8 protein-coding genes are annotated in these 13,787 nt (G+C 71.3%); 5 read left to right on the forward strand and 3 right to left on the reverse strand.

Annotated elements, in window-relative coordinates; genetic code table 11:
• Positions 1 to 26: 26 nt before the first annotated feature.
• The 5 genes from ACFXOZ_RS10140 (at position 27) to ACFXOZ_RS10160 (ending at position 9,595) form a co-directional block, all read left to right on the forward strand.
• Positions 27 to 422, forward strand: a complete 396-nt coding sequence (locus ACFXOZ_RS10140; protein WP_380526381.1) for a cupin domain-containing protein — start codon at positions 27 to 29, stop codon at positions 420 to 422.
• Between the two features lie 45 nt (positions 423 to 467).
• Positions 468 to 1,082: a hypothetical protein gene (locus ACFXOZ_RS10145; protein ID WP_380589085.1), complete on the forward strand. Its 615-nt coding sequence runs from the start codon at positions 468 to 470 to the stop codon at positions 1,080 to 1,082.
• A 157-nt stretch (positions 1,083 to 1,239) separates the two neighbouring features.
• Positions 1,240 to 1,674 carry an SSI family serine proteinase inhibitor gene (locus ACFXOZ_RS10150; RefSeq protein ID WP_380589088.1) on the forward strand — a complete coding sequence of 145 codons (435 nt, stop codon included), beginning with the start codon at positions 1,240 to 1,242 and terminating at the stop codon, positions 1,672 to 1,674.
• A gap of 480 nt (positions 1,675 to 2,154) precedes the next feature.
• A complete protein-coding gene (locus ACFXOZ_RS10155; RefSeq protein WP_380589091.1) occupies positions 2,155 to 9,144 on the forward strand; it encodes an RHS repeat-associated core domain-containing protein in 6,990 nt (2,329 codons plus the stop codon).
• A gap of 25 nt (positions 9,145 to 9,169) precedes the next feature.
• Positions 9,170 to 9,595 carry a hypothetical protein gene (locus ACFXOZ_RS10160; RefSeq protein ID WP_380589093.1) on the forward strand — a complete coding sequence of 142 codons (426 nt, stop codon included), beginning with the start codon at positions 9,170 to 9,172 and terminating at the stop codon, positions 9,593 to 9,595.
• 90 nt (positions 9,596 to 9,685) lie between these two features.
• Here ACFXOZ_RS10160 and ACFXOZ_RS10165 read toward each other — a convergent pair whose 3' ends face one another.
• The 3 genes from ACFXOZ_RS10165 to ACFXOZ_RS10175 form a co-directional block, all read right to left on the reverse strand.
• The gene (locus tag ACFXOZ_RS10165; RefSeq protein ID WP_380589095.1) at positions 9,686 to 11,173 is read right to left on the reverse strand and encodes an alpha/beta fold hydrolase; all 1,488 of its coding nucleotides are present in this window, start codon (positions 11,171 to 11,173) and stop codon (positions 9,686 to 9,688) included.
• A 126-nt stretch (positions 11,174 to 11,299) separates the two neighbouring features.
• A complete protein-coding gene (locus ACFXOZ_RS10170) occupies positions 11,300 to 12,544 on the reverse strand; it encodes a cytochrome P450 (protein ID WP_380589120.1) in 1,245 nt (414 codons plus the stop codon).
• Positions 12,545 to 12,656: 112 nt separating this feature from the next.
• The gene (locus ACFXOZ_RS10175) at positions 12,657 to 13,622 is read right to left on the reverse strand and encodes an ankyrin repeat domain-containing protein (protein WP_380589097.1); all 966 of its coding nucleotides are present in this window, start codon (positions 13,620 to 13,622) and stop codon (positions 12,657 to 12,659) included.
• Positions 13,623 to 13,787: the final 165 nt, after the last annotated feature.

Genomic DNA, 13,787 nt, shown 5'->3' on the forward strand with positions numbered 1-13,787 from the left:
CGGGCGGGCCGGCCCAGGATGGGCGCATGAGCAACCGACCCATCGCCCTCGGCCAGGCCCTGGCCTCCTTCGACGCCCTGTGGAGCCCCCGCATCGTCACCCGCGTCAACGACTACGACGTCCGGATCGCCAAGGTCCACGGCGAACACGTCTGGCACGCCCACGACGACACCGACGAGTTCTTCCTCGTCCTCGACGGCGAACTCCGCATCTCCCTGCGCGAACCCGCCGGCGAACGCACCGTGCTGCTCCCGAAGGGCTCCGTCTTCACCGTCCCGCGCGGCACCGAGCACAAGCCGTCCGCCCCGGACGGCGCCGCGATCCTGATGTTCGAACCCACCGGCACCCCCACGGTCGGCGACCGCCACGACCCCGTCCCGGCCCACGTCGACGCGACCACCGGCCACGCCCTGGACACCTGACGACCGGAGCCAGGGCGCCGGGAGGGCACGGGTAGCGTCGGGAGCATGACTGAACCCAGTGACTGGACCTACGTGGTGACGGACATCGAGGTGGACGGCCCGTGGGCCGGCGCCAACTCGATGCGGTCCTTCGCCTCCGTCGCCACGACGACGGACGGGCGGACCTTCGGCGAGTTCGAGGCCGTCCTCGAACCGCTCCCCGGGGCTGCGCCGAACCCGCGGACCAAGGAGTGGTTCGACTCCGAGCCGGGCACCTGGGAGGCCGCGACCGTGGACCCGCAGCCGGTCGCCCAGGTGATGGCCGGCTACGTGGAGTGGGTCCGGTCACTGCCCGGGCCGCGGGCCTTCGCCGCCGCGCCGGTCTCCTTCGACGGGACGTGGATCGACTACTACCTGCGCCGGTTCACCCCGTACGGACTGCACCAGGGGCCGTACGAGGAGGACCGCCTCTTCCACGGCCCGGCGCTGTGCCTGCGCACCTACACGGCGGCCCTGACCGGCCGCCCGCCGGCGGACCTGGCCTCGCCGAAGCTGCCGCCGCACTGGCTGGGCGACGTCCCGCACACCCACAAGGCCATCGACGACGCCCGCGGCTTCGCCCACCTGCTGCACTTCCTCACCCGCACCACGGGCACTCCGGCGCTGTGCCTGGAGGCGTGAGCCGTACCCGCCGGCGGGGTGGCCGAAATGATTGGCGTGAACCTGACACAGAAGTTCGGGTGATCTTCACTCCTCGCGCACCTCCGGCTGGTTGTGTGGTGCCCACAGCCTGCCCGGGCACGGATGGCCCGGGCAGCACGAAGGAAAGGCACTGCTCATGCGACGCATCGCAACGGTGGTCACCGGCCTGCTCGCGGCCGGCGCGGCCACGGTGATCCTCACCACCGGCACCGCCCAGGCCCTCACCACGGACGCGACGCAGCTCGGCTCGGTCCACCTGACCAGGACCGACGCCGCCGGCAACACCGCCTCGGCGGACCTGTCCTGTACCGCCGTGCAGTCCGGCGCCGGCTTAACCGTCACCGGCACCGGCACGGTCGCCGACCCGACCGCCGCCTGCAGCGAACTGGCGGGCGTCAACGGCGACTTCGCCAAGCTGCTGGTCCACCCGACCTGGCTGCCCACGGCCCAGCAGGCCCCGGTCACCGCCACCGCCCAGGGCAACTGGGGCGCCACCGCCGTCACCTGGTCCCACACCTACGCCAACGGCAGCACGCTGACCAAGTACACCGGGGACGTCTTCGGCTTCTGAGCCCGGTTGTGACACCTGCCCACGGCGTGGCCGCCCCCGCTATCGGGGGGCGGCCACGCCGTTAGCCGTTCCACCGACGGGTCCGCTCTCCGCCGTGTTCATGGGATGTGCCTCTTGCACTCATGGGGGTACCGCGGCTGTCGGCTACCTCATCGCGGTTGAAAGTGCCGTAAGTCGAGAAGGGTACGGCCGGGACGCGCGACGGCGAGCCGCGACCTCTCCGCGCCCCTTCGCGCCGGCACCGCCGCGCCCCGGACAAACTACCGTGTCCGGCAAAAGGGAAGTCAACTGAGGGTTTCTGCATTCGTGTCCACTTTGGTCCGGCGGTTTCCGATTCACGCCGGCCATGATGTGCGTCACGTGGTGGTCGAATCTTAAATTCCCTAGACCTGGCACTTCCCTTCCCTTTACTCTCCGCCGGGGTCATCCGTTCGTGCGCTTCCCGTGGATGACAGGCAGTCAGTGTGCAAGGGGGTAGGGATGTTGATCGATCATGTCCGCTTCCGGCGAGTGCCGGACCGGGAGGGGGCGCCGCCCGGGCGGGCCCGGTCCCGACTGGCGCTGGTGAGCACGGTGGTGATCCTGGCCTCCCTCGTGTCGCCGCTGGCGCCCGCCTATGCGGCGGCGTCGAGCGGGGCCAAGGACGGGATCTGGACGCCGCCGAACACGCCGCTGGCGAAGACCGCCTCGGTCCCCGGGAGGGCGGACGAGCCCAAGGCGTCGACACCGCAGACCGGTTCGCCGAACTGGGTGCCGCCCAAGGCCGCACCGCGCCTGAAGACCGGCAGTGCGGTGGTGGGCCTGGACAAGGGGGCGTCGAAGCAGGCGGGTGACCTGCCGGTCTGGCTGGCGCCGGTCGCGCCGGCCGATCCCGTTGCCTCGGTACAGGTCCAGGTGGCGGACGGGACCACCGCGCCCGGCGCCGGTGCGCCCGGTGCGCTGGTGACGCTGTCCCGTGCGGAGGCGACGGAAGCGGCCAAGGTCCGGATCGGGGTCGACCTCGATCCGGTCGGGTACGGGGCTGACTTCGCTCACCGGGCGAGGCTGGTCCTGCTGCCCGAATGCGCGCTGACCACACCGGAAGCCGAAGCCTGTCGGGTGCGCACACCCGTCGCTTCGCACTACGACGACCAGGCCGAACGGCTGATCGCGGACGTGGACCTGCCCGCCGTGGACGCCTCCAGGGCCCGTCCGCGTGCGGAGTCGCAGTCGGCCGGGTCGGCGGTTGCCGCACCCAAGCTGCTGCTGGCGCTCGATGCCGCCCCGGAGAGCGGGACCGGCACCTACAGTGCCACCCCGATGGCCCCGAGCCAGAGTTGGGCCGCCGGAAACTCGTCCGGCTCGTTCACCTACAGCTACCCGATCGCGGTTCCGCCGACCCTCGGCGGCGGCGCTCCCTCGCTGGCGCTCGGCTACGACTCGGCGTCGGTCGACGGGAAGACGGCCTCGACCAATGCGCAGGCGTCGTGGATCGGCGACGGCTGGGACTTCGGTGCCGGCTTCGTGGAGCGGCAGTACCGGGGCTGTGACAAGGCGGGCATCCCCGGCTCGGGCGACCAGTGCTGGGCCGGTGCGAACCTGACCATGTCGCTCGGCGGGCATTCCGGTGAGCTGGTGCCCGATGATCCGTCCTGCGCCGGAGGCGCCGCGGCCGACGAACAGTCCAGGTGCACCTGGCGGTTGAAGCGTGACGACGGGACGAAGGTCGAGTTCCTCACGGGCGCGAACAACGGCACCTGGAACGGCTCGTACCTGAAGGTCACGGACACGACCTCCGGCACGGTGTACTACTTCGGCCTCAATCAGCTGCCGGCGGCGAACGGTTCGCCGAGCAAGGCCGGCCCGGAGAGCAAGTCGGCGTGGACCGTGCCGGTCTATTCTCCGAACGCGGGCGACCCCTGCTACGACGCCTCCAAGGGGAAGGCCTCGTGGTGTCAGACGGCCTGGCGCTGGAACCTCGACTTCGTCGTGGACGCGCACGGGAACCTGACCACGTACTCATACGCTCCAGAGACCAACTGGTACGCCCGTGGCGGTGGGCAGAACGGCCGGAAGGGTGAGCTCACCGCTTACACCCGCGGTGGGGCGCTGTCCTCGATCGGCTACGGGCAACTGCTGTCCGACCAGCTCGGCGCGAACGGCGGGTACCAGTCCGCAGCGAAGATCGACTTCGGGCTCGGTGAGCGCTGCCTGTCCGGCGCGACCGCCTGCGACCCGTCGCAGCGAACGGCCGCGAACGCGACCAACTGGCCGGACGTGCCAGTGGACAAGCAGTGCTCCGACACCGGCGCGTGCACCAACTTCGCTCCGACGTACTGGTCGACGAAGTGGCTGAACTCCCTCACCACCTCGGTCCGTTCCTCCGGCTCCTACCGGCCGGTGGACCAGTACGACTTCGTCCACGTGTTCAAGTCGCCGCAGAACGCGACCGAGAACGCGCCGATCGCGTGGTTGCAGTCGGTGAAGCGGACGGGCAAGGACACCGCCAACGGCCAGACCGAGCAGCCGCTGCCGGAGGTGACCTTCGCCGACCTGCTGGTGCCGAACCGGGTCGACGGCCTGGTGCCGGCGCGCCCGCGCTACAACCGGCCGCGCCTGGCGGTGATCACCACGGAGACCGGCGGCACGATCACGGTGTCGTACACCAAGGAGTCCTGCTCACGGACGGCCGGGCGGATGCCGGCCTCGGCCGACAGCAATACGATGCCCTGCTTCAACGTGAAGTGGTTCGACACCCAGGTCCAGGGCACGGTGGACGACTGGTTCCTGCGCTACCCCGTGGACACGGTGACGGTCGACCCGAACGGCAAGTTGGTCGCCGGTTCGGTGCCGATGACCACCTCCTACACCTACGGCCCGGCCGCTTGGCACCGCAACGACAGCGCCGTTCTGGAAGCCGACTACCGGACCTGGGACCAGTTCCGCGGCTTCGCCAGCGTCACCGCCGTCACCGGATCGGGCAAGGACGCACCGCAGGGCAAGACGACCACCAGCTACTACCAGGGCATGAACGGCGACCTCAAGGCCGACGGCAAGCCCAGGGCCGCGTCGGTGGCCGGGGCGAAGAGTGGTGCCAAGCCCGACGAGGAGTGGCTGACCGGCCGCGTCCTGGAGTCGGACAGCTACGCCGATGCCTCCGCCGCTGCGGGTTCGCCGCTCTCGTACACCGTCTACGGCTACGAACGCAGCCAAGACCTGAAGCCGACCGCCAGGCACGCGCGGACCGGCCTCCCGGACCTGATTGCCCAGTACGCGGCCACCAGGTCCGCCGTGGCGACGACCACCACCACGACCGCCGGAACCCGCACCAACTCGACGGTGACGACCACCGATCCCACGAACAACAACCGGGTCACCACCTCGCTGAGCACCGCGGACGGCACGCCGGACGTGTGCACCCGCTACCGCTACGCGGCAGCCGCGAACCCCCTGGTCACAGGGCTGGTCTCCGAGCAGTTCGTCATCTCAGGTGCCAACGCCTGCACCGCGGACGCGAACGCGTCCAACACGGTCTCCGACACGCGCACGCTCTACGACGGCCAGGGGTTCGGCACTGCCGGCAGCAAGGGAGAGGTGACCGGGGTCCAGGCCTTGGACGGCTACGACGCCAACGGCGTGGCGCGGTACGTCACCACGGCGGCCAGTACCTTCGACGGATACGGCCGGGTCACCTCGGTGACCGATCCGACGGCGACCGACAGCGCCAACCCCAGCGGTGCCGTCACCACCACGACGTTCAGCTCGGCGAACCCGGGTGAGCTGCCGAACAAGGTGGTCACCGGCACCCCGGCCCCGGCCGGGGCCCCGGACGCAGGGTCCCGACGCGAGACCGTCGTCACGCTCGACCCGGCTCGGGCCCTGCAGCTCACCTCGACCGATCCCAACGGCCGTAGGACCACTCAGACGTACGACGGTCTCGGGCGCCTGAGGGCGGTCTGGCTGCCCGGTCGGGACACCGGGGTCGGCGCGAACCTCACCTACGACTACTCGGTGGACGGCACCAAGGCGCCGTCGACCGTCACGGCGAAGACCCTACGCCCCGGTGATGCCGCCTACGGCACGGCGACGCGGATCGTGGACGGCCTGGGCCGGGTGGTGCAGACCCAGGGCGACCCGGCGACGCCCGCCTACCAGGGCCGATTGGTCACGGACACGTTCTACGACTCGCAGGGCCGGGTGAACCGCAGCCACGACACCTACTACGAGGACACCAACAAGCCGAACACGACCCGGTGGATCCCGGACGGCGCGATGGTGCCGAGCCAGAGCGTGGTGCAGTTCGACGGTCTGGGCCGGGTGGTGAACTCGCAGTTCGTGGCGCTGGGCAAGCCGCAGACCACGACGACGACGGCCTACCCCGGTGCGGACCGGGTGGACGTCACGCCGCCCGCCGGTGCCACCGCGACCAGCACGGTCACCGACGCGCGCGGGCGCAAGACGCAGGTGTGGCAGTACCGGACGGCCGCGGCGACCGGCAACCAGGCCGACGCGGACGTCACCGGCTACACCTACACGCCGGGCGGCCGGGCGGCGACCCGGACGGATTCGGCGGGGAACACCTGGAGTTACACGTACGACCAGCGTGGTCGTCTGGTGAAGGCCGATGATCCGGACGCCGGTGTCTCGACCCGCACCTACGACGCGGCGGGCCGCTTGGCCACGACGACGGATGCGCGGGGCCAGACGATCGCCATCGCGTACGACCTGTTGGGGCGCAAGACCGGGACGTTCAACGGTTCGGTCGCTCCGGCGAACCAGTTGACCGGTTACACGTACGACACCGTCGCGAAGGGCCAGACCGCCGGATCGACCCGCTACGTAGGCGGTGCGGGCGGTTCGGCGTACAGCAAGACCGTCACCGAGCTCGACACCGGGTACCGGCCGACCAGGACGAGCGTGTCGATCCCGGGCACCGAGATCGGGAGGACGGGGCAGGTGAGTTTCGACTACAGCTCCGCTTACAACCCGATCAGTGGGGCTGTCATCAGCGACACGCGTGCTGCGGCCGGTGATCTGGCGCAGGAGGCGGTGAACTACAACTACGACACCTATGGTCAGCTCAACGATGTGAGCGGAGCCGGGTACACGTACTTGCGGCAGGCGGACTGGGACGCGTACGGGCGCAACATCCGTGACACGATGAACCCTTGGGGGACCCAGGTCGTCTCGACGAACACCTACGACGAGTCGACCGGACGCCTGCTGACGCAGTACGTGGACAAGCAGACGGCCACCACGGGTACGGTCCAGAACACGACCTACGCCTACAATCCGGCCGGTCGGGTCACGGCGGTGCGCACGATTCCGGACAACAGTCCGGACCGGACGGACCTGCAGTGCTTCACGTACGACTACCTGGGCCGGCTCACCACGGCGTGGTCGGACACCGGGCGGCTCAACCAGCCCACCCCGTCCCTCGCCGGGCAGGGTGCCTGCGCCAACGCGACGCCCACCAGCGGGGCTTCGACGGCGGGTACCACCACCGTGGGCGGTAGTGCGCCGTACTGGCAGGACTACACCTACGACGCGGTCGGCAACCGGACCAAGCTGGTCATGCACAACCCGACCGGCGACCAGTCCAAGGATCTGACGATCGGTCAGGACGTGCCTGCCGCGGGGAGCCGCAACACGGGAACGGGTGCGGGTGGTCCGCACGCGCCGTCGGCCGTGAAGTCGACGTTCCCGAACAACGGCAGCACGCCGGGGAGTTACCAGTACGACGCGGCGGGCAACACGACGAAGATCGCCAACCCGGGTGCGAACAAGACCCTGGGCGCGGGCTTCGTGCTCAACCCGGGCGAGTCCGTGCGTTCCAGCAGCGTGCAGCTGACCATGCAGACCGACGGCAACCTGGTGCTGACCTCGCTGCGCAGCGGTGTGGTGGTGTGGTCGACCGGTACCGGTGGTCATGCGGGTGCGTGGGCGACGATGCAGGACGACGGCAACTTCGTGGTCTACGACCCGCAGCGGGTTCCGCTGTGGTCCTCGCAGTCGTGGGTCGGCCCGAACAGCAAGTACTTCGCGGTCGTCCAGGACGACGGCAAGTTCATGGTGTACGCACCCGGCTGGGCCCCGAAGTGGGACTCCCGCACCTGGAACGCGGTGGACGCGGCCAACGGCGCGGAGATGACCTGGGACGTCGAGGGCAAGCTCGCCACGATGAAGCAGGGCGGCGCCACCACCTCCTACGTCTACGACGCGGACGGCAACCAGCTGGTCCGCCGCAACCCCGGCAAGGTCACCGTCAACCTCGGCGCCGGCGACGAACTCTCCTACGACACCGGCTCCATGACCAGCACCGGCACCCGCTACTACAGCATGCCTGGCGGCGTGACCCTGGTCCGTCAAGGTGCGGCCAAGCTGACGTACCAGTTCTCCGACCACCACGGCACCGGCACTCTGTCCATCGACTCGGCCACCACCAACGTGAACCGCCGGTGGACCGACCCCTTCGGTGTCCTGCGCGGCTCCGGCAGCGGCACCTCGTGGGCCGGCGACAAGGGCTTCGTCAACGGGTTGAAGGACGACGCGACCGGCTTCACCAACCTGGGCGCCCGCCAGTACCAGCCCGGCACCGGCCGCTTCCTCAGCCCGGACCCGTTGCTGCTGCCCGACGACCCGCAGCAGTGGAACGCCTACGGGTACAGCAACAACGACCCGGTGAACAAGACGGACCCCACCGGCATGGCGCTGGAGGAGTGCGCGAGCGGAATGGCCAAGTGCTCCAACATGGGCACCAAGGTCGACACGACGCAGAACGGCCCCAACTACCAGAAGGTCGTCGACCAGGTGAACCGGGAAGCGCCGGCGCGCGAGGCCGGGTTCGTGCAGTTCATGATGCTCAAGGGGCTGCCGTTGGGGAAGAACTGGGTGGGCAGCGTGCCGTCCCAGTCGGACCTCGAACGCGACAAGCGGGCCGCGCGCCGGGCCTACGGGTTCGAGCTGGAGAAGGAGTACAAGAAGAACACCAACTTCAAGTACGAAGCGCAGCCCGGACAGACGCAGATCCCGGGGGCCGAGCCCTACGACTCGTTCGCTACCGGCAAGGCCAAGAAGTCCGAACTGATGGTCTGTGCCTACCTGGGTGCGGTCGACTGCTACGACGTGAAGCAGATCACGGGGTGGGCGGGCAATGCGCCGGCGGCGGAGTATCCGGACGACGACGGTGACACTCCCCGTAAGAACGCCCTCCGGCACTTCGTCTGGCAGGCGATGATCACGGTCAAGTACGGACGCCAGGATGCCGAGATGGTGGCGGACTCGCACGAGGCCTTCGGGGCCAGGGAGGGCCATGAGTACGCCGATCACATCTCGGACCTGGTGAACAACGAGTACGGCCGGAAGATGGGTGAGAAGATCGCGGCGGCGAACCAGGGAGCCTCGGAGTCGCAACTCAAGGGCGTCATCCTCGACGAGGCGAGGAAGTACATCGCTTCGAACGACTTCGCCCGACCGAGCGACTTCGAGTGACGGGAAAAGGCAAGGGAGGTCTTCGATGATCGGGCATGTGGGCCCGGGGCGACGTACGGGCGGTGGAGGGCGAGGAGTCCGACTCGCGCCACTGACCCTGCTCCTCCCGCTGATGGTGTCGTGTACGACTGCCGAGGAGCCGCCGCCCGTCGTCGGCTCCTGGAAGTCCAGTGTCGCCTCCATCGAGATCCTGGAAGGCGGCAAGCTCGGGGAAGTGAGTCTGCTGCCGGCCATGTGCCGGGGGGACAGCTCGTCGACGGCGGTGAAGTTCACCGGAACCTGGAAGCGGGGAAAGCTGGACGATGCCGGGCCCGGGGCGGTCGCCGAGCTGGCCTCCGTCAGCGGTGACCTGAAGTGCGAGCGGTTCTTCCAGTTCGTGAAGCGAAACGGTCAGGACCGGTTGCAGATGACCGGTGTGGACGCGGGTCAGGAGTCGTTCGTCCGGCAGTAGCCCGCGACCGACGGTGACGCACGCGGCGCCCGCTCCCAAGAGCGCCCCTCCCCCTGGACTTCGTCGGTCCGGGGGAGGGGCGCTGCCACGTCAGCCGGGGAGGCGGTCGTGGAGGAGGAAGGTCGTGAGCGGGTCGCGGACGAGGGGGTCGGTGAAGTCGACGCCGTGGCCGGTCGCGTCGATCGTCACCATGGCGGAGCGGTGGCCGAAGGCCGCGTGGGTCCGGCGGGCTCCGGAGTACGGGGTGGAGGGGTCGTAGCGGTTCTGGAGCATCAGGATGTCGCGCGGCCCGTCGGCGTTCGGGCGGACCTGCGGCTCCTCGGGGCGGTAGTGCCAGAAGGCGCACGGCCAGACGTTGCCGGACATGCCGGCGGTCAAGGGGTGGCGCCGCCGGTCGGCGGCGGTGCGCGCGGCGTAGCCGGCGGGGTCGCGCGGCCAGGCGGAGTCGCCGCAGATCACCGCGTCCTGGGCGGCGACGAAGTTGTCCGGGATGACGGTGGGGAGCGGGTTGCCGCCGGAGCCGCCGTCCGACACCGAGGGCGACCGGGTGGCGGCCCGTTCCAGGACGGCGGCGGCCAGCGGGTAGTAGCGCGGGTTGTTCAGTGAGGAGTAGGTGACGGCCCGCAGCTTGACGCCGTCCAGCACCCGGCCGTCCGACAGGACGAGGGGGTCGCGGTCGAGTTCGGCGGCGAGCCGCAGGTAGCTCGCCCGGACGGCGCCGGGGGTGGCGCCCAGGTGGAGGGCCGCGTCGCGGTCGGCGAGATAGCGGGCCAGGGCCGGGAAGGCGTCCTCGGTGCCCTCGCTGAACAGGCCGATCGCCTGCTGCTCGCCGCCGGGGGCCACGGTGCTGTCCAGGACCACGTGGTCGGCGCCGGCGGGGAACAGGCTGGCGTAGACCTGGCCCAGGTAGGTGGCGTAGGAGGTGCCCAGGTAGGAGATCCGGCGCTGCCCGAGCGCGGCCCGGATCCGGTCCAGGTCGCGGGCCGAGTTGGCGGTGGTGATGTCGGCGAGGTACGGGCCGGCGGCGGCCGCGCAGGTGTCGGCGATCCGGCGGGCGTAGGCCAGGTTGGCGGTGATCGAGCCGTCGGGCGCCGGGAACGGGTAGTTGAGCTGGGCGGCGCGGTCGGTGGCCGGCAGGTCGCAGTGCACCGGCGTGCTGTTGCCGACGCCCCGCTCGTCGAAGCCGATCAGGTCGTAGGAGCGCAGGACCTCGGGCGGCAGGAAGCCGACGGCCGCCCCGGGGTAGTCGAGGCCGGAGCCGCCCGGGCCGCCGGGGACCACGACGAGGTCGCCGCGCCGGTGGGCCGGGTCGGCGGTGCGGATCCGGGAGACGGTGAGCGTGATGCTGCCGGAACCGGGGTGCCCGTAGTCGCGGGGGACGCGCAGCGTCGCGCACTGCTGGCGCGGGTCGCGCGGGAACGGCGTGCCGTTGGCGTTCGGGGTCGGCGCCGGGCAGGCGCCCCAGGAGAGGGCGGCGGGTGCGGCTTCGGCCGGCGAGGGCGCGACGGCGGTCGGCAGGAGGGCCAGGGAGAGCAACAGGCCGCCGGCGGCGGCCGTGCGGCGCGTGAACGCGGTCATGTCTTCGACGGTAGGCCGGTGGGCGGCGAGGGGCCTCGGACGTCGGGTGGAGGCGTCGGATGGAGACGTTGAGCGGAGCCGGGTGGAGAGCCAACCGCCGCTCTCCACCCGGCGGTTGAGCGGGACCTACCGGCGGAAGGCGGCGGGGGTCGGGCCGTTCGGGCGGACGGTGATGCTGTAGGCCGCCCCGGTCGGGCGGGAGCGGAACTCCAGGGGGCCGAGGGGGAGCAGGAGGTCCAGCAGGGCGGTGGTCTCCCGGAGGGCGAACTGGGTGCCCAGGCAGGCGCGGGCGCCGAGGCCGAAGGGGAGGTAGGCGCCGAGCTGGGCGGGACGGGCGCCGTCGGGGGCGAAGCGGGCGGGGTCGAAGCGCTCCGGGTCCGGCCACAGGGCCGGGTCGCGGTGGGTGAGGTAGGGGCAGACCAGCACGTCCGTCCCGGCGGCGATGCGGTGGCCGGCGAGCACGTCGTCCTCGACGGCGTGCCGGGGGAGCAGCCAGGCGGAGGGGTAGAGCCGGAGGGTCTCGCTGGCCAGGGCGTGCGGGTCGGCCTGCCGGGCCCCGGGGTTGTCGTCGAGCAGCAGGAACAGCCAGGTGAGCGTGGTGGCGGTGGTCTCGTGGCCCGCGACCAGCAGGGTGACCAGCTCGTCGCGGATCAACCGGTCGGTGTACTCGGGGTGTTGGTCGGCGGCGTCGAGCAGGACGCGCAGCACCCCCGGCTCCGGGAGGTCGGCGGCGCCGCGGGCCGCGTCGATCGCGGCCTGGGCGACGGCGTCGATCCGGGCGAGGTCCTCGGCGACGGTGTCCCGGGCGTCGGCGGCGTTGGTCGGCAGTGTCGGCATCGCGGCTACCACCCGTTCCACCGAGCGCAGTTCGGCGTCCGTGCGGTCGTCGAGCGGCAGCCCGGTGAGCGCCCGCCAGACGGTGTCCAGGGCGAAGCCGCGCATCTCCTCGGCCACGTCGAAGGTCTCCCCGCTGCGCCGGTACCCCTCCCAGCGTGTGGCGGTGCGGCGTGCGGCGGCGGCGATCCGCTGCTCGTAGCGGCGCATCCCGGTTCCCGTGAACTGCGACTGCAGCAGCCGCCGTTGCCGCTTCCAGGCCTCCCCGGTGGCGGACAGCACGCCGTCGCCGACCAGCATCCGGGCCCGGTGCGAACGCTTCACGTACCGGTCGGGGTGGCGTCCCAGCACGTGCTGCACCGCGGCCGGATCGGTCACCAGCACGGTGGGCGTCGGCCCGAGCCGGAACGCGGCGATCCCGCCGACGCCGCGCTGCGCCCGCGCGAGCAGGTCGACCAGTTCCGCCTCCTCCGCCCGCCACTCCTCGACGGCCTCGGGGGCCAGTTCCGGCACGGGCACGGTGTCCGTGGTCACCAGGGTTCTCCTCGACTCGGCCGACGAAGGGCAGGGCGGCTCCGCCCCGGCGCCCGACTCTACGTCAGCCGCGTCGCGGCACGGTGACACCCGGTCACTTCGCCGACCGGTCCACTCACTGGTCGGTCGGCTCCTCCCAGTAGTCCAGAGCGGGCAGGCGTATCCAGACGTCGGCGGGCCCGGTGACGGCTCGGGCGTCGGTGGGGTGCAGGCCGGCGAAGGCACAGGCGTAGGCGATCGCCTTGTAGTGGTAGAGGTACCCGGTGAGGACCTCCTCGGGGGTGTGACCGGGGAGGGGCCCGCCGCCGGGGTGGAGGTCCCAGTCCTCCGTGACGCCGTCGCGGTGGATGCCGCCCTGGTTCCCGCTCTTGGGATTGGCGTACATGCCGTAGCCGAAGGTGCCGGCCGTCAGCCGGGCCATGACGCCCGGGGTGGACGGGGTGTAGCCCCAGGGCTGGGTGACGATGCAGCCGCCGGGCACGGTCGTGACGCCGACCAGGAGCAGGCTGTCGTCCTGGTCGTGGTCGTACGGGTCGTCGAGGAAGTCCGCCATGAACTCCTCGCCCACCGGCTCGCCGGAGAGCCGCCGGACCGCCTCGGCGGCGTCGATGCCGGCCACGCAGGCGAGGCCGGTGCCCCCGTAGTGGAAGTCGCCGAGGTTCGCGACGAGTCGGCGGGCGTTCCGGGCGGTGGCCTGCTCGGCCGCCGTCAGCCCGGGCTCCCCGGCCGGGACGGGGAACAGGTCGGGGACCGGACCGGCCAACGCGAGCCGACCGGGCGACCAGCCGCCGAGCTGGGGGCGCCAGGGATCGGCCCCGGCGGCGGCCAGGGCGCGGGCGTTGTCCGGCCGGCCGGCGAGGACGGCCTCCCACAGCGCCGTGGTCCCGTCCTGCGGCGCGTCCACGTCCGCCACCCGGGCGGCGAGTTCGGTGATCACCTCGGGGGACCCGTAGGACGCGGCCCGGTGCAGGGGCCGCTGGCCGAAGCCCCAGTCCTCCGGGTCGGCGCCCGTGGCGAGGCGCGCGCGGATCTCCTCGGCGTCCCGCCAGCTGTCCCAGGTCACACCCGTCCAGCCCTTCATCGTGCCTCCTGTGCTCTGTGCCCTGTGCCCTGTGCCCTGGGCCCTGTGTCCGTGCGTCCGGTTGTCGGCGGCCACTCTGTCCGGTGGCTGCCGGTTGCTGCTCCGTACACGGAAGCACACGGGTCCGACAATGCGGCAGGCCGGGCCCCAACCCCCGGCCCGCCC

This window comes from Kitasatospora sp. NPDC059160, from assembly GCF_042755465.1.
Taxonomy (GTDB): Bacteria; Actinomycetota; Actinomycetes; order Streptomycetales; family Streptomycetaceae; genus Kitasatospora.

Coding starts and splice junctions, on each gene's coding strand:
- ACFXOZ_RS10140 (WP_380526381.1), top strand. CDS start 27: ATGAGCAACCGACCCATCGCCCTCGGCCAGGCCCTGGCCTCCTTCGAC.
- ACFXOZ_RS10145 (WP_380589085.1), top strand. CDS start 468: ATGACTGAACCCAGTGACTGGACCTACGTGGTGACGGACATCGAGGTG.
- ACFXOZ_RS10150 (WP_380589088.1), top strand. CDS start 1,240: ATGCGACGCATCGCAACGGTGGTCACCGGCCTGCTCGCGGCCGGCGCG.
- ACFXOZ_RS10155 (WP_380589091.1), top strand. CDS start 2,155: ATGTTGATCGATCATGTCCGCTTCCGGCGAGTGCCGGACCGGGAGGGG.
- ACFXOZ_RS10160 (WP_380589093.1), top strand. CDS start 9,170: ATGATCGGGCATGTGGGCCCGGGGCGACGTACGGGCGGTGGAGGGCGA.
- ACFXOZ_RS10165 (WP_380589095.1), bottom strand. CDS start 11,173: ATGACCGCGTTCACGCGCCGCACGGCCGCCGCCGGCGGCCTGTTGCTC.
- ACFXOZ_RS10175 (WP_380589097.1), bottom strand. CDS start 13,622: ATGAAGGGCTGGACGGGTGTGACCTGGGACAGCTGGCGGGACGCCGAG.